Consider the following 17,336-nt stretch of genomic DNA (forward strand, 5'->3'; position numbering starts at 1 on the left):
CCGGTGGAGTGACCGAGTGGCCAGGTCGCGGTCCGCAAGACCGTGCACGCAGGTTCGATTCCTGCCTCCACCTCTGAGCCGATACCCCCGCCGCCCTCAGGCCGCGAGGCCGAGCCAGGCGCGCGGCGAATGGCCGAGCCGCTGGGCGAACGCGCGGGAGAACGCCGACGCGCTGGCGTAGCCCAGATCGGCGGCGACCGCGCTCACCGACATGCCGGCACGCAGCTGCTCCTGGGCGATCGTGAGCCGCCACTCCGTCAGGTAGTCGCCCGGCGCGCGGCCGACGACCTCCTTGAAGCGGGCGGCGAAGGCGCTGCGCGACATGGCTGCGGTGCGCGCGAGCGTGTCGAGGCTCCAGGGGTCGCCGGGCGCCTCGTGCATCGCCACGAGCGCGGGTGCCAGACGCTCGTCCGAGAGTCCGGGCAGCAGTCCCGGGGGAAGCGCCAGCTCACCGGAGTGGTCGAGCATCCAGCGGAGGAGTTGGATGAGCACGACCTCGAACATCCGGTCGGCGAGCAGGGGACGACCGCAGCGCACGTTGTCGACTTCGGCGAACAGGAGGTCGAGCGCAGGCGCGAGGGTGGCCACCTCGTCGAGCGGTAGGACGATCACGGAGGGCAGGGTGCGCACGAGTGGATGCGTCGTCCCGCCGTCGAAGTCGATCGTGGCGCAGGCGAAGTCGGACTCCTCGGTCGGGGCGTTGAGGAAGGTGTGATCGATCGGGCGGGGGAAGAACAACAGGCTCGGGCGGGTGATGGTCTCGCGCTCGATGCGTCCGTCCGGGCGCTGATGCGTCACCTCCATCTCGCCGCGACGCAGCACGTGGAGGAAGCCGTGGCCCGCGCTCGCCGCGAAGACCGTGGTGCCGCAGAGTGGTCCGGTGTGGAACAGGCGGCTGCGCACCCGGAAGCGGTCGAGCAACGGGGTGAGGCGGTCGAGCGGCGGCATTCCTCCATTCTTCTGGACGATGTGTCATGAATGCAAGATCAAATGATACGTATCGTACTCACTGCCGCGGAAGACTGAAGGGGAAGCCGAACCCGGCTCGTCTCGAACAAAGGAGCAACCCATGCCCAACGTCCCTCTCGTCGACCGTGAGACCGCCACCGGCCCCGTCAAGGACCAGCTCGAGCAGATCGGCTCCGCCTTCGGTGCCGTCCCCGCCATGTTCCGCGCGGTCGCGAACTCGCCCGCCGCGCTCACCAGCATGTGGAGCGCGTTCGGCGCCTACGGTGGGGGCACGCTTGGTGCGGCCCTGGGTGAGCAGATCGCCGTCGCCGTCGCGAACCGCAACTCGTGCGGCTACTGCCTTGCCGCGCACACCGCGCTCGGCAAGAAGGCCGGCCTGTCGACCGAGGTGCTCGCCGCCGCCCAGGACGGCGCCTCCGACGACCCCCGCACGGCGGCACTGCTGGCCTTCGCGCTCAAGCTCGTCGAGGAGCGGGGTCAGGTGAGCTCGGCCGACGTCGACGCCCTCCGCGCGCACGGCTGGAACGACGAGCAGATCGTCGAGACCATCGGCCAGGTCGCGCTGAACCTCTTCACGAACTACGTGAACATCGCGCTCGACGTGCCGATCGACTTCCCGACGGTGCCGCTGCGTCGCGCCGCCTGAGGTCGAGGGGAGCAGAGGCCGGATTCGCTGGGGGTCCGGCCTCTTCCGCTGCCCCGGCCGGCTCGCTAGGCCTCGACCGCATCCAGCCAGTCGGTGAGGACGCGGGTGGCGAGCGTCTCGAGCCGGGGGCCGAGGGCGCGTGCCTGCTCCCGGATCACCCGCGGGTCGATGTCGTGGTGATGCAGTTCATGGGCGTGGCCGATGAGCCAGCGCTCGATGACGCGGTGGTCGGCTTCCAGGTGGAACTGGAGGCCGAGAGTGCGCCCCACCGCGAAGGCCTGATGCGGGAAGCCGGGCGTGTGCGCCAGGGACTGCGCCCCGGCGGGGATCGCGAACTCGTCCCCGTGCCAGTGCAGCACCGGCTCGCCGTCGAGCGGGGCCAGGACCGACTCCCGGCCCTCGGGCGTCAGCGTGAGCGGACCGAAGCCGATCTCGACCGCGCCGGTCGGCCGGACCGCTGCGCCCAGGGACTCGGCGAGGAGCTGCGCGCCGAGGCAGACGCCGAGCGTGGCGCCGCCGCTGTCGAGTCGCGCCGCGACGGCGGCCTTCGAGGAGCGCAGGAACGGGTAGCGATCGTCGTCGTACACCCCGATCGGTCCGCCGAGGACGATGAGCAGGTCGGCTCCGGCGACGGCGTCCGCGTCGAGTTCGTCGATGCCGGCATCGAGGAGGGTGGTCTCGTAACCGCGCTCCGTCAGCAGGGGAGCGAGGATCCCGAGGTCTTCGAAGGGGACGTGGCGGACGGCGACGGCCGTGCGGGGCGTGCGGGACGCGGACATGCACTCTCCTCGGATAGATTTGACCTATGCCAAAAATAGCACAGGAGGTTCAGGGCTCCGAGGTGATCGTGCACGCCGCGGGGGTCCTGTTCGACTGCGATGGCGTGCCGGTGGATTCGGTCCCCTCGGCGGCGATCGCGTGGGACGCCTGGGCCCACTTGTACGCCCCGGGATTCGACTTCCTCCGAGACGCCCCGCACGGCATGCGACCGAGTGAGGTGGTCGCGGCGATCGTCGGGCCGGAGCGGGCTGCCGAGGCGACCGTCGATCTCCTCGCGCGAGAGCTCGCCGTCGCCCCGGCGACCACCGGGATCCCGGGGGCCGCTGCCCTGCTCGCTGCGCTGCCGTCCGAGCTCTGGGCGGTCGCGACGAGCAGCAACAGGGCGGTCGCGACCGCGCGGATGCGGGGTGCGGGCATCCCGGCACCCGCCCTGCTCGTCGCCGCCGAAGACGTGGACCGCGGCAAGCCCGCGCCCGACCCCTACCTCCGCGCCGCGCGTCTGCTCGGGCGGGACCCGCGGGACTGCGTGGTCTTCGAGGACTCGGCCCCGGGGATCCGTGCGGCGCGGGCGGCCGGCGCGGGGCTCGTGGTCGGAGTGGGCGCCAGCTCTGCGGCGGCCCACCCCGACCTGATCGTGCACGACCTCGCCCGCGTGCGCTGGAGCGGCGAAGCGCTGTGCCTGCAAGTGCTCAGCGGAGCGCGCTGAGGGCCTCGTCGATGACGTCCACCGCGACGTCGAGCTGCTCGTCCGTCGTCGTGAGCGTCGGCAGGAAGCGGATCACGTTGCCGTCGCTGCCCGCCGTGAGCAGCAGGATGCCGCGCTGGGCGGCGAACTCCGCGACCATGGAGGCGGCCCCGGCCAGCGGTCGCGTCGTGCCAGGGATGCTCAGCTCGAAGGCCTGCATGGCACCGATCCCGCGGACGTCGCCGACGACGGCGTGACGGGCGCGCAGCCCCTCGAGCCGCGCGGACAGGTGCGCGCCGATCCGCCGGGCGTCTGCGAAGAAGGTCCCGTGCTCCAGCTCGTCGAACACCGCGATGGCGGCGGCGATCGAGACCGGGTTTCCGCCGAACGTGCCGCCGAGGCCGCCCGGGTCGGGTGCGTCCATGATCTCGGCGCGGCCGGTCACCCCGGCCAGGGGCAACCCGCCCGCGATGCCCTTCGCCGTGAGCACGAGGTCCGGAACGAGGTCGAAGTGCGTGCTCGCGAACCACGTCCCGGTGCGCCCGAGGCCCGTCTGGATCTCGTCGGCGATGAACACCACGCCGTTCCGGGTGCACCACTCCTGCAGGGTCGGCAGGTAGCCCGCGGCAGGGACGACGAAGCCGCCCTCGCCCTGGATGGGCTCGGCGATGACGGCGGCGAGGTCGTGGACGCCGATGTGCTGTTCGAGATGGGCAATCGTGCGCGCCGCGGCCTCCGTCCCGTCGAGGCCGTCCCGGTAGGGATAGGAATTGGGGACACGGTGGATGTCGGGAGCGAACGGGCCGAACCCGGTCCCGTACGGCGCCGCCTTGTGGTTCATGGCGAGCGCGAGGTTGGTGCGCCCGTGGAACGCGTGGTCGAGGGCGGCGACCGCGCGCCGTCCCGTGTGCCTCCGGGCGATCTTCACCGCGTTCTCGACGGCTTCGGCGCCGGAGTTCGCGAAGGCCGTGCGGGTCTCGTGAGTGCCGGGCACCTTCTCCGCGAGCAGCTCCGCGAGGCGCACGTAGCCCTCGTACGGGGTGACGGTGAAGAGCGTGTGCGTGACCCGATCGAGCTGCTCGGCCGCGGCGGTGACGGCGGCGAGGTTGGTGTGGCCGATCGTCGTCACGCCGATGCCGCTGCCGAGGTCGAGGAAGCGGTTGCCGTCGACGTCGGTGACCCAGGGGCCGTCGGCGTGCTCGATGTAGACGGGGAGCACGCTGCCGACGCCGCGGGGGACGACCCGTTGCCGGCGCTCGTGCAGCGCCCGGCTCCGCGGCCCTGGGACCTCAGTACGCAGGCGCGGGGTCGAGAGGGCGATGTCGGAGAACAGGCCGGGTGCGGACATGAGAGGGCTCCTTCGCGAAAGGGGCGTCGGCGGGCGCGCGACGTGTCCCGAAGCTATGTTAGATTTTGGCCTATGTCAAAGTCCGAGATCGTGGGAGATGGCCCGGAGCGCTACCCGACGGCGGTCACCGCCGCGGATTTCCACGCCAACGTCGCCGCCGTCCGCGCCCGTATCGACGCCGCCGCCGAGCGTGCGGGACGGGAACCCGGTGCGGTGCACCTGCTCCCGGTGAGCAAGACCGTCCCGACCGAGCGGGTGCGGGTGGCCATCGGCGCCGGGCTGCACCGGCTCGGGGAGAACAAGGTGCAGGAAGCCGTGCGGAAGAACCGGGAGACGGCCGATCTCGACGTGGACTGGGTGGTCATCGGCCACCTGCAGACGAACAAGGCCAGGGACGTCGCCTCGTTCGCCGCGGAGTTCCAGGCGCTCGACCGGCTCCGGGTCGCCGAGGCCCTGGACCGGCGCCTGCAGGCCGCGGGGCGCAGCCTCGACGTGTACGTGCAGGTGAACACCTCGGCCGAGGACTCGAAGTTCGGGATGCCGCCCGAGGAGCTCCCGGGGTTCCTCAAGGCCCTGCCGTCCTACGGTGCCCTCCGTGTCCGCGGGCTGATGACGCTCGCGCTGCTCACACCGGACGACGCCCGGGTGCGGGAGTGCTTCGCGCTGCTGCGCACTCTTCGGGACAGGGCGCGCGAGGAGACCCCCGAACTCATCGGCGACGGCGCCCTGTCGATGGGCATGTCCGGCGACTATGAGATCGCCGTCGAGGAGGGGGCGACGTGCGTGCGGGTCGGGCAGGCGATCTTCGGTGCGCGTGCCGTCCCCGACAGTCACTACTGGCCGGAGGGCTGACCCTGCTCAGTCCTCGGTGCGGAAGCCGGCCGCCTTGTGCGTGCCGTCGCAGAAGGGCTTGAGCGCGGAGAGCCCGCAGCGGCATAGGGCCACGGTGCGTCGGCGCGGGTCGATCACCGTGCCGTCGCTCGCGTGCAGCTCGATCTCGCCGCGCACGAGCAGCGGGCCGTCGGGGTACGCGGTGACCGTGACCGGTTCGTCCCGGCCGCTCATGCGGTCGTCCTCTCCCGCAGTGCCGAGCGCCCTTCGCTCCAGGCGTCGAGGGTGTGGGCTCCGGCCCAGCCGTCGACCGTGAGGCACGCGGCCGCGCCGAACAGGATGTCCGCCAGCAGTTCCGGACGGTCCTCGGCGAGGCTGCCCGCGAGGTCACGGGCGGCGATCTGCTCGTGCACCGCGTCGGCCTCCACATGCTCCTCGAAGTACGCGGCGACCTCGTCGGCGAACCCCAGCCGGTGCAGACCGTCGGCGTAGAACCGGCACGGGATGGACGAGGTCATCTCGTAGGCGGCGAGATGACCGACGATCGCGCCGACGAGCCGGCGGTTGAGCCCGAACAGGCTCATCATGTTGTGCGAGGCGAGCGTGATCGCCGGAGCGTCGTCGACATAGGCGCCGTACGTGTCGTCGAGTCCTGCGGCGCGCAGCGCTCGGGCGTAGAGCTCCGCATGCACCCGCTGCGGGCGGCCGCCGCCGTACTCGTCCGACTGGATCTCCACGAGCGCGGCCTTGGGGCGCCCGGTCAGCCGCGGAATCGCCCACGAGTGCGGATCGGCCTCCCGCAGCGTGTACACCGATCGCAGGATCAGGGACTCCTCGGCCTGCTCGCGGGTGGCCTTCCTGGCGATGTGGCGCGACAGGCTGGGGCCGGTGTCCGCGGCGGCGAGGGCGAACAGGGCGCGACCCACGGCGTCGACCGTGGCCTCCGGAAGCTCGGGCACCGGCACGGTGTCACGCAGTGCGGCCTCGAAGGCGTCCTCGAGGATGCGGCGTGCCGTGACCACCCCGGCATCCCACTCGAGACTCGCATCGAGCTGCGGAAGCGAGCCGTAGGAGGACGCGTAGAGGACGAACAGGGCGAGCTGGATGTCGTCGTCCCTGACCACGTCGTCGCTCGCGGCGACGGCTGCGGCGGCGAGGTCGGGGAGGGTGGCGGCGTCGTCACCGCGACCCGTGAGGACGCCGAGGACGGCGCTCGACAAGGGGCCGCGCGGCGAGAAGGCGACGGCGGTGTCGGCGTCGAGGGTGGAAACGGTCATGAGGAGGGGCTCCCATCGGATCGATCACCCGCATCCTCACCCGCGCGAGCGGCGACCGCCAGGGACTTGACGCCGAGGCGCTCGGCAGGCAAGCGCATCGGGGCACAGCTCGCCGAGACGCCGTCGGAGCTGGCCGTGTACGCGACCGCGCGGGGGACGAGGGAGGCTCATCGCGGCTGAGGCGTCGGCTGCGCCGGGGCGTCGGCGGGCGGGGCCGCGGCCTCCGAGGGGTTCCGGCGGATCCCGATCCACGACACGACGCCGCCGAGCACGAGGAGCGCCGCCGTCACCCACGCGGCGTTGTGGAAGCCGTCGAGGTCGAGCGTGCCGCCGACGATGGTTGACAGCATCGCGACCACGAGCAGACCGGCGACGCGGGAGACGGCGTTGTTCACGGCGGAGGCGATGCCGGAGTGGTTCTCATCGATGGCCCCGAGGATCGCGGCCGTCAGCGGGGCGACGGTGAGCGACAGGCCCAGGCCCATCACGATCATGGCCGGGAGCACCTGCGCCCAGTAGTCGAACGCGGCGTTCACGGTCAGCAGCATCAGCGCTCCGACGGCCATGATCAGCGGCCCGACGGTCATGAAGATGCGCGGGCCCCAGCGCCCTGCCCACCGGCCGGCACGGGAGCTCAGCAGGATCATCAGGATCGTCATCGGCAGGCTCGCGAGCCCCGCCGCCGTCGCGCTGAGTCCCGCCCCCTGCTGGAGGTAGACGCCGACGACGAAGCCGTTGAGGGAGAGCGCGGCGTACACGAACAGCGTGGCGAGGTTGCCCCACCCGAAGTCGCGCACCCGGAACAGCCAAAGCGGCATGAGCGGCGCGGCCGAGCGGCCCTGGCGCCACAGGAAGACGGCGAAGAGCGCGGCCCCGGCCACGGCGGGGATCCAGATCGCGGGGGAGGCCCACCCGAGATTCGGCTGCTCGATGAGGGCGAAGACGATGGCGCCCAGGCCCAGGGCGCACAGTGCACCGCTCCACCAGTCCACGCGGACGCCTCGCGGGTGCTCCGGCAGATGCAGGCGGGCGAGCAGCACCAGCGTCACCCCGATGGGGAGGACGTTGATGAGGAACACGAAGCGCCAGGACAGGAAGTCGACGAAGAGCCCGCCGAGCAGGGGACCGACCAGTTGAGCGGCCGTGGTGAAGGCAGTCCAGACGCCGATGGCCCTCGCCTGCAGGTCGCCGCGCATGGTCGCGGTGATGAGCGCGAGGGAGCTGGGGACAAGCAGGGCCCCGGCCGCCCCCTGGGCCCCGCGGGCCACGATGAGCATGAGCGGGTCGATCGCGGCGGCGACCGCGACGGACGCGATGCCGAAGGCGATGAGGCCGATCCGCATCACCAGCACCCGTCCGTAGGCGTCGGACAGGGAGCCGGCGAGCAGGATCAGCGCGCTGAGGGTGATGAGGTACGCGTCGACGACCCACTGCTGCGTGGTGATCCCGCCGCCGAGCTCCTCGCTGATGGCGGGAAGGGCGACGTTCACCACTGTCCCGTCGAGGAACGTGACGAACGAGGCCAGCACGGCGATCGCGATGACGAGCCGCTGGAGCGGGGCGAAGGATGACACAGGCCGACCCTACTCCGGGCGACGGACGCGAGGGCCGGTCAGGCGGCCGGTGTTCCAGTACCTTCCTGCAGGAGCCGTCGGAGCGCGGGGAGCCCGTCCCGTGCGTGCGCCGCACGCTGCCGGGCCGCGCCGGTCCCGTCGGCCCGTATCCGCGCGAGGCCCGCCTGCACCGCGTCCGCATCGCCGAGCTCGTCCAGCACCGGGCCGATGTCGTCGAGCAGGTGCTCCGCCACGGTCCAGGCCGGGGCGATCTCGCCCGTGAGCGGATCCAGGAGGCGGGCCGTCATCCCGGCTCGCGACGCCATCCAGATCGACGCGTCGATCGTCTCCGTCTCATCGGCGACGATCCGCTGGCCGGACGACAGGGCGATCCCGCGGGTCAGCAGCGCGGAGAGGACGGCGTCCTCCGCGGTGAGCTGCGTGTCCGCGACGCGCGCCTCGACGGTCGGGTAGCGCTCGGAGAGGCGCACCGCCCAGGAGAGGGAGGTCGCCTCGCCGATGGTCCCGATGTCGAGGAGCTGGTCCACGCGCGTGCGGTAGTCGTCGACGTCGGCGAACCGGGGCGGGCACCACGACGAGGGGAGTCGGCGGATGAGCATGCTCCGCCAGCTCGCGAAGCCCGTGTCGAGACCGTTGCCGAACGGGCTGTTCGTGCTGAGGGCGAGCAGCAGGGGCAGCCACGCGCGAAGCCGATTCAGAGCGCGGACCCGCTCCTCCTCGTCCGGCACCTCCACGTGCACGTGCAGGCCGTTGACCTCGTGCTCGCGGGTGAGGTGCGCCAGCCGCCGCGCGACGTCGTCGTAGTGCGCCGACGGCGAGAGGCGCGGCGAACGGAGAGTGGTGAACGGCGCGCCGGTCGGAGCCGCGATCGCGCGCCGGACGCGGGCCTGCCTCCCGATGGTCGTGCGCAACGCCGTCAGCTGCTGGACGGCCTCGGTGCCGCTGCGTACCGGATCGGTGAGCGCCTCGACCTGCGAGGCCAGGTACTCGGTGGTCACGCGTCCGGCGGTGACGTCATCGCCGATGCGCTCCAGGATGTCACCGCTGAGGGCGACGGGGACGAGCGAATCCTCATCAAGCAGGAGGAACTCCTCCTCGATCCCGAAGCGCGTCATCCGGGTCAGTGGTTTCGCAGTTCGGAGATGAGCTCGGCCTTGCGCTTGCCGCTGTAGCCGGTGAGGCCCAGCTCCTTGGCGCGCTTCCGCAGCTCGGGAACGGTCCAGTCCTCGTAGTCCCCGTGCTTCCCGCCGCGGCGGCCGACGGAGCTGCGGCCGTCTCGTGCGGCCGCGTTCGAGATGCGGGCGGCCTTCTCCTTCGAAGCCCCGTCATCGCGGAGCTCTTCGTACAGCTCCGGATCCTTCAGCGAGTTGTTGCGTCGTCCTGGCATTGCTCTGCTCCTTCGCGCATCGAAAGGGTGGAAGTCAACCCCCTCCAGAGAGGGTGTGGTCCGGGTCTAGCGTGAGGTCACCGCAGTCGGGCGCCCGCGCCCCCAGAGAAGGGAAAGACCGATGAACATCCTCCTGATCATCGTCATCGTCATCGCCGTGATCCTCGCGATCACCGGAGGACTGGTGCAGTCGCTCCAGTTCCTGCTGTGGGTCGGTCTGGTGCTCCTGGCCATCGCCGTGATCGCCTGGCTGATCCGAGCGATCACCGGTAGCCGCAAGGTCTGACCCGAGTGCGGAGGGGGAGGCTCGCCATCGGCGAGCCTCCCCCTCTTCATGGGTTCAGCGGGTGGGGGATCAGCGGTTGAACGCGTCCTTGACGCTGTCGCCGGCCTTGCCCGCCGCGTCCTTCACGTTCTCGCCGGCCTGCTTCGCGTCGGCCTTCACCTGATCCGCCTGACCTTCGGTCTCGAGCTTCTCGTTGTCGGTGAGCTTGCCGAAGCCTTCCTTGACCTTGCCACCCAGCTTCTCAGCGGAATTCTTCATGTCATCTGCGCCACTCATAAGAGGCTCCTCTCCTGGACGGATCGATTGCTCTTCGAGCGTCGCACCGGCGTCGCGGTCCGTCCACGGGATTGACATTCACCGACGGGCGTGTCAGCGTTCCGCCCCCATCGACTCCCGACCGCACAGGGGTTAGCCTGGCGCCAGGCGGGTGTCCTGCCCGTCGTCCTGGACGAAGGGAGCGGTGTGCGATGGACGCGATGATGATGGGTGCCATGTCCAAGAACATGGAGTCGATGCCCGACATGGCGATGATGGACATGTCGGTGCTCCAGGCCTGTATGGACGCGTGTGCCGCCTGCGAGCAGGCCTGCACCGTGTGCGCGACGCAGGAGATGGACTGCGCCCCCGCGTGCATGAACTGCGCGGACATGTGCCACACGATGATGCGATCGATGCTCCGCATGCAGGGGATGACCCCGGCCACGATGATGGCGATGCTGGACGCGTGCATCGCGATGTGCCAGATGTGCATGGACGAGTGCATGCAGCACGCCGATCACAGTGACGTCTGCCGCCTCTGCGCTCAGGCGTGCCAGGCCTGCATGAACGCGTGCATGGCAGTCCGCGACATGATGATGGCGAGCGCCTGACCCGAGGGGATCAGGCCCTCGTCACACGACGGCGACGTTGAAGCGGGTGCGTCCCACGGCGAGCACGGCGTAGTCCAGGTGGAGGGCGACCGGGCTGCCGATGGCGGCCTCCAGCGCGGCGCCGGAGCCGTTCCACAGCGTGTGCGTGGTGCCGTCGAGCGTGCGGACGACGAGGTCTCCGGCGACCGGATCCGCCGCGATCACGAACGCGTCCGCCCATCGCGCCGGGGTCGCCGCCGCGAGGCGCTCCTGGATCAGGTGCAGGGCGTGGCCGGGGGCCGACGAGGAGCAGCGGCCGCCGTTCCGGCACATGCACGTCGCACGCTCACGCACCTCGAGGGGCGGACGGCGGTGCAGCGGCGTGGACACGGGGACTCCTTCGGATCGGCGTCCGGCCAGAGTACGTCGACCGTGTCGGGATCCCGCAGCGATCCCGACACGCGACGAAACAAACGGGTGTAGGCTCGCGGGGTGCTGTCGTCGATGAGCGCCCCCAGGGCGCGGAGCGGAGCTGCAGGCGCGTTCAGCGCCGCAGGCAGAGGCTGAGGACCGGCCGGAGGCGGAACCCCGTCCCCGGTGCTGCGTCGTACCCCGGCATCGTCCGGGTGATCCTCTGATCCGTCTCGCCGTTCCGGCGATCACACCGAAAGCTCTTCCTCATGCGTCCCATCGACGAGCGCGCCCTGCGCGCCTCCTTCTGCAACGCCTCCCGCAAGGAGGTCTCCGACATCACCCTGCCGCCCGGCTTCGCCGAGACCGATTTCGACCGGCTCGACTACCTCGGGTGGATCGACCCGAAGCTGCCCCGGCGCGCCTATGTCGTCGTGTGGATCGACGACGAGCCTGTGGGAGTCGTGCTGCAGCGCGCCGAGCAGCGCGTGCTCGCCCGCGCCCAGTGCTCGTGGTGCGAGGACGTGACGCTCCGCAACGACGTGCAGCTCTACGTGGCTCGCCGTGCCGGGGCCGCCGGTCGCAAGGGCGACACGGTCGGTGTGCTCGCGTGCGCGGAGTTCGGCTGCAACGCGGCGGTGCGCACGCTCCCGCCGTTGGCCTATCCGGGGTACGACCGCGAGCTCGCGCGCGAGATGCGCATCCTGCGGCTGCAGGAGCACGTGACCGGATTCGTGCGCGAGGTCGCCCGGACCGACTAGGCCGTCACGGCGCGGACATGCGCGAGGGCGGGTGCCGCCCACGCCGCCGACAGCCGGGCGAACGCTTCGAAGCTGCGTCCGCCCGGCCAGTCGGCCGGCAGCATCGCCGGAGGCAGTCCCGGATCGGTGTAGGGCAGCACCCGCCAGCGGTCGATGAGGTGCACGTACGCGGGGAACGGCGCATCGGGGAGCGCCGCGAGCGAGGCCTGGAAGGCTTCGTGCTCGCCGCGCAGCGCGTCCAGGTCCCACCACGCCGCCGCGGCCTCGGCCAGCGTGCCGGCCGGGGCGGGGGCCGAGGCGTCGAACAGCGTCGCCCAGCGGCGGGCACCGAGGTCGTCGAGGATCTGCTCCGCCTCCGCCCTGAGGTGCCCGGGGCAGATCCACAGGGCGGGGGAGACGACGCCGGCGCCGATCCACTGCAGGCGCCGGCGCAGTTGATGACGCACGCTCCGCGCACTCTCCGGGATCGAGAACGACACGAGGCACCACGGATCGTCGTCGGTCATCTCCTGCATCCGGAAGATCCGGCGGTCGCCGCGCTCCAGCATGGGCACGGCCGCCGGGCTCAGGCTGTAGCCGACGGCGTCGCGGCGCTCCGGCAGGAGCAAGCCCTTCTGCTTGAGACGGGCGATGCCCGTCCGGGCGGGAGCGGCGGGGATGCCGAGGTCGGCGGCCAGCGCCACGAGGTCGGCCGCCGAGATCCAGCCTCCGAGCGGGCGCAGGTACAGTCCGATCAGCGTGCGCAGGAGCGAGGCGGTGCTGCCCGGGCGGGCGTCGATGTCATCGAGCACGACCGGCGCCGCGGGGTCAGGAGACACCGGACTCCAGCGCATCCCTGACCGCGAGTACCCCGGCGACGGTCTCGGCGTGGGAGGTGCTGAGCGGCGACAGTCCGAGCCGGATCCCGTCCGGGAAGCGGAAGTCGGGGATGACGCCGTCGGCCCAGAGCCTCCGGGTGACCTCGCGGAAGTCGGGGTGGCCGATCGTGATGTGTCCGCCGCGTCGCGCCGGGTCGCGAGGGCTGAGCAGGCGGACGTCCAGGGGCGCGAGCAGCTCGTCGTACGCCCGGACCGCGAGTGCGGTGAGCGACTTCGACTTCGCGCGCACGCCGTCGATCCCCGACTGCTCGATGAGGTCGATCATCCCCTGCATCGCGAGCATCGAGGTCACCGGGGGCGTGCCGCTGAGGAGCTGACGGATGCCGTCGGCGGGGACGTACTCCGGGCCCATGGCGAAGATGTCGGCTGCGCTCCACCAGCCCTGGATCGGCTGCCGCAGCAGGCCCTGCAGGTCGTGGCGGAGGTAGGCGAACGCGGGCGATCCCGGGCCGCCGTTGAGGTACTTGTAGGTGCAGCCGACGGCCATGTCGACGCCCCAGTCGTCGAGCTGCATCGGCACGACGCCCGCCGAGTGGCAGAGGTCCCACAGCATGAGCGCCCCCGCGTCATGGACGACGGCGGTGATGGCGGCCATGTCGGCGAGGGCGCCGGAGCGGTAGTCGACGTGGCTGAGCGAGACGAGCGCGGTCCGCTCGGAGACCACGGCCGCGACGTCGTCGACCGTGACGCCGTGCACCGGGTCGGGCGTGATCCAGCGCAGCGTGGCCCCCATCTCCGCCGCGACGCCCTCGGCGAGGAACCGGTCGGTGGGGAAGTTCCCCTCCTCGATCACGAGCTCCGTCCGCCCCGCGGGTCCCTGAGCCGCGCCCGTGGGTCCCTGAGCCGCGCCCGTGGGTCCCTGAGCCGCGCCCGTGGGTCCCTGAGCCGCACCCGCGGGTCCCTGAGCCGCACCCGTGGGTCCCTGAGCCGCACCCGTGGGTCCCTGAGCCGCACCCGTGGGTCCCTGAGCCGCGCCCGTGGGTCCCTGAGCCGCACCCGTGGGTCCCTGAGCCTGTCGAAGGGCCCCCCGCATGAGCTTGTAGAGCAGGACGCTCGTGGAGTCGGACACGACCGTCTGCCCCGCGCCCGCGCCGAGGGCGACGGCGCCGATGCGGTCTCCGAGCTCCATCGGCAGGGCCATCCACTGCTCGTCCCAGGAGCGGATGAGGCGGGTGCCCCAGTCCTCGCGCACGAACGCGGCGAGTTTCTCCGGCACGTCGCGCAGCGGCCGCCCGAGCGAGTTGCCGTCGAGGTAGGCGGTGACGCCCGGGGCCTCGACGAACGCGTCGAGGTGCGCGGCGAGCGGGTCGGCCGCGTCCAGGGCGCGGGCGGCGTCGAGGAGGGCGGTGTCGGCGGAGCGGTCGGTCATGTCACACCTTCAGGTCGGCGGCGGTGAGGGGGCGGGCGGCCAGGGGATCGGCGGATCGCGGTGGCAGCAGGAGGAGGAGAGCGCGGGGATCGAGCGGGTCGACCGGCGCGAGGGCGCGGAGGAGGGCGTCGTCGTCGAGCCCGGCGGTGCGGAGGGCATGGACCTCGTCGGGGTTCAGGTCGACGGGGGTCGGACCGTTGCCCATGTCGGTGCCGTAGCGGACGGTGCCGCCGGCGGCATGGAAGCGGGCGGCGTTGTCGATCGCGATGGCCCTCGCGGCGGGGTCGTGGATGGCGAGGGTGCTGATCCAGGAGGCCCGGACGGCCTGCTCCGCGATCTCCTCGTCATCCAGACGCTCGGTGAACGGGGCGTGCGCGAGCTGGCTCGCTCCGAGGCGGACGACGCGCTGGGCCTCGCCAGGGCCCTCGGCGTGGGCGACGACGGGGAAGCCGTGCGCAGCGGCGAGCTCGACGATCGCGCGGAAGAGGGCGTCGGAGAAGACCGGGCCGGCGGTGCTGTTGCTCGCGACCTTGATGGCGGAGGCGCCGGCCGCCGCCAGCTCGTCGATAACGGTCGCGGCCGCCGCGGAGTCGGCGATCTCCCGGACCGAACCCGCCGGCGCCCACGCGCGGTTCGAAGGGTACCCGCCGGGGGGAGTGAGGAACGCGCCGGCGTAGTCGACGGTGCGCGACGCGTCAGAATCGCGTCGGGTCGACGAATCTCCGGAGTGGTGCCGGGCGATCCCCGCGACCGTGGACGGATCGCCGCCGAGGTCGACCACCCGCCCGAGGCGCGACGAGGCCAGGAGTGCATGGTCGACGAGCTGCAGATGCACGTGGTGGTCGGTGAAGCCGCCGACGATGCGTCCGACCAGGGGTGGGGTGCCGGGGGAGGGTGCCTCGTCGCGGAGCTGGGGGCGCCCGTCCGCGCCGAGTCCGACGACGCCGTCGCGCCAGCGCTCGCCGTCGAAGAACGTCGCCGCGAGCATCAGGATCCGATCTCGGTGCGGACGGTGTAGAGCTCCGGGAAGAACGTCAGGTCGAGGGCGCGCTGCAGGAAGCCGACGCCGCTCGATCCACCGGTGCCGGCCTTCATCCCGATGGTCCGGGACACGGTCTTGAGGTGGCGGAAGCGCCAGAACTGGAAGTTGTCCTCGAGGTCTACGAGGTCCTCGCAGGCCTCGTAGAGGTCCCAGTGGGTGCGCGGGTCCTGGTAGATCGCGCGGATGGCGGGTACGAGAGCCGGGGTCTCGCGGTACGGCTGGCGCACGTCCCGGTCGAGGATCTCGCGCGGGACGGGGAGCCCGCGGCGCGACGCGTAGCGGAGGAACTCGTCGTACAGCGTGGGCTTCTCCCACTCGGCCGTGAGGAGCGCGAGGTTCGCGGGGTGGTCGCGGAAGACGCTCAGCATCTTCTCGTTCTTGTTGCCCAGCGCGAACTCGACGGCGCGATACTGCACCGACTGGAAGCCGGACGAGTTGCCGAGCGCGCCACGGAACTGGGCGTACTCCGTCGGGGTCAGTGTCGCGAGCACCGACCACTGCTGCGTCATCACGTCCTGGATGCGCTTGACCCTGGCGATGCGCTTGAGGGCGTCGCGCAGGTCGTCGGCCGCGAGCAGCTCCCGCGCCGAGCTGAGCTCATGCAGCAGCTGCTTCAGCCAGAGCTCCGTCGTCTGGTGCTGGATGATGAACAGCATCTCGTCGTGGTGCTGCGGGTCGCTCACCGGGTGCTGTGCCGTGAGGAGCTGGTCGAGCGCGAGGTACGAGCCGTAGGTCATGCGACCGGAGAGGTCCGTGACGATCCCGGACTCGAGCGCGCGTTCGTTCTCGGTGTGCATCCCGTGAACATATCACTTCCGTGCCGGTCGTCACAGAGACGTTATGTCCAGATCCCGGTCCAGCTGCACGAGCCGGCGACAGCGGCACGGGTATCCGGAGGGTTCGGTCGTGCGCCCGTGCCCGGCTCGTGCATCCGTGGCGGGGTCGTGCACCCGTGCCCGGTCCGCCTGCACGACCGGGGGACGGATGGACAGACGTCCGGCGGAACGAGTCGTGCGTCCGTGGCGGGGTCGTGCAACGGTGGCAGCCCCGCGCCGGACGAAAGGGGCCGGGTCAGCGGGTGTGCGCGTCGAGGAAGGCGATGGTGTCCGCGAGCGCCTTCCGGGCCTCGGGGAGATCGAGGTGGAACTGGTATTCGTGCGGGAGCTCCGGCTCGTGCGGCGCGGGCCAGAACACCGGCGTCACGTCGACCCCGAGCTCCTGCAGCCGCTTCGACATCGGGATCGACTGGAGCCAGGTGAGCCCGTCGCCGTTGCCGCCGGAGATGTAGGTCGCGGGGAAGTCGGCCGTGACCCAATCGACGGTCGACATCGTGGCGCCTGTCGAGTCCTCCGCCCAGGTCTTCGTGCCGGAGTACGCCCACATCGCCGACTTGAAGCCCCATCCCGCGACCCCGTCGAGTTCTGCCAGTGCGGCGAGGTCGTAGACGCCGCAGTTCAACACGGTCGCGACGAGCTGATCGGCGCGGATCGACGGGCGGATGCCGAGGATCTCCGCGTAGTCCGGATTCGTGATGAGGGTCGCCATCTGGCTGGCGAGCTGGGCCCCGGCGGAGTCTCCTGCCAGCACGATGCGGCGCGGATCGACGCCCAGTTCCGCCGCGTGCGCGTCGATGTAGGCGAGGGCCTCGTCGAGCTGGTGGACGGCGAGCGGATACACGCCCTCGGGTCCGCGGGTGTAGTTCACGCCGATGGTCGTGTAGCCCTCCGCGGCGAGGATGCGGAGGTACGGGTCGACGTCCTCCTTCGATCCCGAGATCCAGGCGCCTCCGTGGATCCACACCACGGTCGGCAGTGCGCCGTCGGCGGACGCGGGGCGGAAGACGTCCATCGTCGTGTCCGCGCCGGCGTCACCGTAGGCGACATTCTTCCGCTCGTCGAGGGCGGTGTCCGGGACATGCTTCGTCATCTCGGCGGCGGTCTCGTCACCGCCCTTCGTGAACACGGAGCGGATGATCATCGCGGACGGCCAGGGGGTGAGCGCGCCGACGATCGCGGCGACGGCGGCGACCGCGGCGAGGGTGCCCACGGCGATCTTCGTGCGACGCCAGGGCTTGCGGGCAGGCTTCGAGGGGGCGGGCGCGGCGTTGCTCCTGAGGTCTTCCACGGCCTCAGTGTGCCAGCATCCCTCCTCGTGGGATCGAAAACGTTCCGGAATCCCCGCACAAGGGTGCGTTTTTGATCCCGACGCCGGGTCGGGCCCGGGGAGGGGGGTCAGGGGGAGAGG

The 17,336-nt window shown here is 71.5% G+C and carries 21 protein-coding genes and 1 tRNA gene; 7 read left to right on the top strand and 15 right to left on the bottom strand.

Annotated elements, in window-relative coordinates:
- The first annotated feature begins 2 nt into the window (after positions 1–2).
- A tRNA-Cys gene (locus AUV07_RS13505) sits at positions 3–73 on the top strand.
- A 23-nt stretch (positions 74–96) separates the two neighbouring features.
- Here the strand turns inward: AUV07_RS13505 and AUV07_RS13510 are convergent.
- On the bottom strand, positions 97–948 hold the full coding sequence (locus tag AUV07_RS13510) for an AraC family transcriptional regulator (RefSeq protein WP_062636823.1): 852 nt from the start codon (positions 946–948) through the stop codon (positions 97–99).
- A 121-nt stretch (positions 949–1,069) separates the two neighbouring features.
- Here AUV07_RS13510 and AUV07_RS13515 point away from each other — a divergent pair, with 121 nt between their 5' ends.
- Positions 1,070–1,615 carry a carboxymuconolactone decarboxylase family protein gene (locus AUV07_RS13515; protein WP_062636825.1) on the top strand — a complete coding sequence of 182 codons (546 nt, stop codon included), beginning with the start codon at positions 1,070–1,072 and terminating at the stop codon, positions 1,613–1,615.
- Positions 1,616–1,680: 65 nt separating this feature from the next.
- Here the strand turns inward: AUV07_RS13515 and AUV07_RS13520 are convergent, their stop codons facing one another.
- A complete protein-coding gene (locus tag AUV07_RS13520) occupies positions 1,681–2,394 on the bottom strand; it encodes a glutamine amidotransferase (protein WP_062636826.1) in 714 nt (237 codons plus the stop codon).
- Positions 2,395–2,420: 26 nt separating this feature from the next.
- Between AUV07_RS13520 and AUV07_RS13525 the strand changes: the two genes are divergently transcribed.
- Entirely contained in the window at positions 2,421–3,101 is a 681-nt protein-coding gene (locus AUV07_RS13525) for an HAD-IA family hydrolase (RefSeq protein ID WP_062636828.1), read from the top strand.
- Here the strand turns inward: AUV07_RS13525 and gabT are convergent.
- Complete coding sequence (gene gabT / locus AUV07_RS13530) at positions 3,085–4,428, bottom strand: 4-aminobutyrate--2-oxoglutarate transaminase (RefSeq protein ID WP_062636830.1); 1,344 nt, start codon at positions 4,426–4,428, stop codon at positions 3,085–3,087. The two genes, AUV07_RS13525 and gabT, sit on opposite strands and share 17 nt — an antisense overlap.
- Positions 4,429–4,500: 72 nt before the next feature.
- On the opposite strand from gabT, the gene AUV07_RS13535 reads away from it, so the two are divergent.
- A complete protein-coding gene (locus AUV07_RS13535) occupies positions 4,501–5,280 on the top strand; it encodes a YggS family pyridoxal phosphate-dependent enzyme (protein WP_062636831.1) in 780 nt (259 codons plus the stop codon).
- A 6-nt stretch (positions 5,281–5,286) separates the two neighbouring features.
- On the opposite strand, the gene AUV07_RS13540 is transcribed toward AUV07_RS13535, so the two are convergent.
- From AUV07_RS13540 to AUV07_RS13560, 5 genes are all read right to left on the bottom strand, one after another.
- Positions 5,287–5,493 carry a CDGSH iron-sulfur domain-containing protein gene (locus tag AUV07_RS13540; RefSeq protein ID WP_025102521.1) on the bottom strand — a complete coding sequence of 69 codons (207 nt, stop codon included), beginning with the start codon at positions 5,491–5,493 and terminating at the stop codon, positions 5,287–5,289.
- Positions 5,490–6,536 carry an iron-containing redox enzyme family protein gene (locus AUV07_RS13545; protein ID WP_062636833.1) on the bottom strand — a complete coding sequence of 349 codons (1,047 nt, stop codon included), beginning with the start codon at positions 6,534–6,536 and terminating at the stop codon, positions 5,490–5,492. Before AUV07_RS13545 ends, AUV07_RS13540 begins: the two co-directional genes overlap by 4 nt.
- A 167-nt stretch (positions 6,537–6,703) precedes the next feature.
- Positions 6,704–8,110 (bottom strand): MFS transporter, encoded by a 1,407-nt coding sequence (locus AUV07_RS13550; RefSeq protein WP_062636835.1) that lies wholly within the window; start codon positions 8,108–8,110, stop codon positions 6,704–6,706.
- A 38-nt stretch (positions 8,111–8,148) separates the two neighbouring features.
- Positions 8,149–9,225: a carboxylate-amine ligase gene (locus tag AUV07_RS13555; RefSeq protein WP_062636837.1), complete on the bottom strand. Its 1,077-nt coding sequence runs from the start codon at positions 9,223–9,225 to the stop codon at positions 8,149–8,151.
- A 5-nt stretch (positions 9,226–9,230) separates the two neighbouring features.
- On the bottom strand, positions 9,231–9,497 hold the full coding sequence (locus AUV07_RS13560) for a DUF7218 family protein (protein WP_025102516.1): 267 nt from the start codon (positions 9,495–9,497) through the stop codon (positions 9,231–9,233).
- A 121-nt stretch (positions 9,498–9,618) separates the two neighbouring features.
- Between AUV07_RS13560 and AUV07_RS17835 the strand changes: the two genes are divergently transcribed.
- On the top strand, positions 9,619–9,783 hold the full coding sequence (locus AUV07_RS17835; protein ID WP_164498167.1) for a hypothetical protein: 165 nt from the start codon (positions 9,619–9,621) through the stop codon (positions 9,781–9,783).
- A gap of 69 nt (positions 9,784–9,852) precedes the next feature.
- Here the strand turns inward: AUV07_RS17835 and AUV07_RS13565 are convergent, their stop codons facing one another.
- Positions 9,853–10,041, bottom strand: a complete 189-nt coding sequence (locus AUV07_RS13565; protein ID WP_311198242.1) for a CsbD family protein — start codon at positions 10,039–10,041, stop codon at positions 9,853–9,855.
- Between the two features lie 209 nt (positions 10,042–10,250).
- Here AUV07_RS13565 and AUV07_RS13570 point away from each other — a divergent pair, with 209 nt between their 5' ends.
- On the top strand, positions 10,251–10,652 hold the full coding sequence (locus AUV07_RS13570; protein ID WP_025102514.1) for a hypothetical protein: 402 nt from the start codon (positions 10,251–10,253) through the stop codon (positions 10,650–10,652).
- Between the two features lie 21 nt (positions 10,653–10,673).
- Here AUV07_RS13570 and AUV07_RS13575 read toward each other — a convergent pair whose 3' ends face one another.
- Entirely contained in the window at positions 10,674–11,021 is a 348-nt protein-coding gene (locus AUV07_RS13575) for a hypothetical protein (RefSeq protein WP_062636841.1), read from the bottom strand.
- Positions 11,022–11,311: 290 nt separating this feature from the next.
- Between AUV07_RS13575 and AUV07_RS13580 the strand changes: the two genes are divergently transcribed.
- Positions 11,312–11,803: an FBP domain-containing protein gene (locus tag AUV07_RS13580; protein WP_062636843.1), complete on the top strand. Its 492-nt coding sequence runs from the start codon at positions 11,312–11,314 to the stop codon at positions 11,801–11,803.
- Here AUV07_RS13580 and AUV07_RS13585 read toward each other — a convergent pair.
- The 5 genes from AUV07_RS13585 to AUV07_RS13605 form a co-directional block, all read right to left on the bottom strand.
- Positions 11,800–12,621 carry a PaaX family transcriptional regulator gene (locus AUV07_RS13585; protein WP_082802964.1) on the bottom strand — a complete coding sequence of 274 codons (822 nt, stop codon included), beginning with the start codon at positions 12,619–12,621 and terminating at the stop codon, positions 11,800–11,802. The genes AUV07_RS13580 and AUV07_RS13585 overlap by 4 nt on opposite strands.
- Positions 12,611–14,050 carry an aminotransferase class V-fold PLP-dependent enzyme gene (locus tag AUV07_RS13590; protein ID WP_062636848.1) on the bottom strand — a complete coding sequence of 480 codons (1,440 nt, stop codon included), beginning with the start codon at positions 14,048–14,050 and terminating at the stop codon, positions 12,611–12,613. The genes AUV07_RS13585 and AUV07_RS13590 overlap by 11 nt, the downstream gene beginning before the upstream one ends.
- Position 14,051: 1 nt before the next feature.
- Positions 14,052–15,038, bottom strand: a complete 987-nt coding sequence (locus AUV07_RS13595; protein WP_062636850.1) for a hypothetical protein — start codon at positions 15,036–15,038, stop codon at positions 14,052–14,054.
- Positions 15,038–15,889: a tryptophan 2,3-dioxygenase gene (locus tag AUV07_RS13600; RefSeq protein ID WP_062636853.1), complete on the bottom strand. Its 852-nt coding sequence runs from the start codon at positions 15,887–15,889 to the stop codon at positions 15,038–15,040. Before AUV07_RS13600 ends, AUV07_RS13595 begins: the two co-directional genes overlap by 1 nt.
- Before the next feature lie 274 nt (positions 15,890–16,163).
- Positions 16,164–17,216 (bottom strand): alpha/beta hydrolase, encoded by a 1,053-nt coding sequence (locus AUV07_RS13605; RefSeq protein WP_062636854.1) that lies wholly within the window; start codon positions 17,214–17,216, stop codon positions 16,164–16,166.
- Positions 17,217–17,336 lie beyond the last annotated feature (120 nt).

It is taken from the genome of Microbacterium sp. CH1 (assembly GCF_001595495.1).
Lineage (GTDB): Bacteria > Actinomycetota > Actinomycetes > Actinomycetales > Microbacteriaceae > Microbacterium.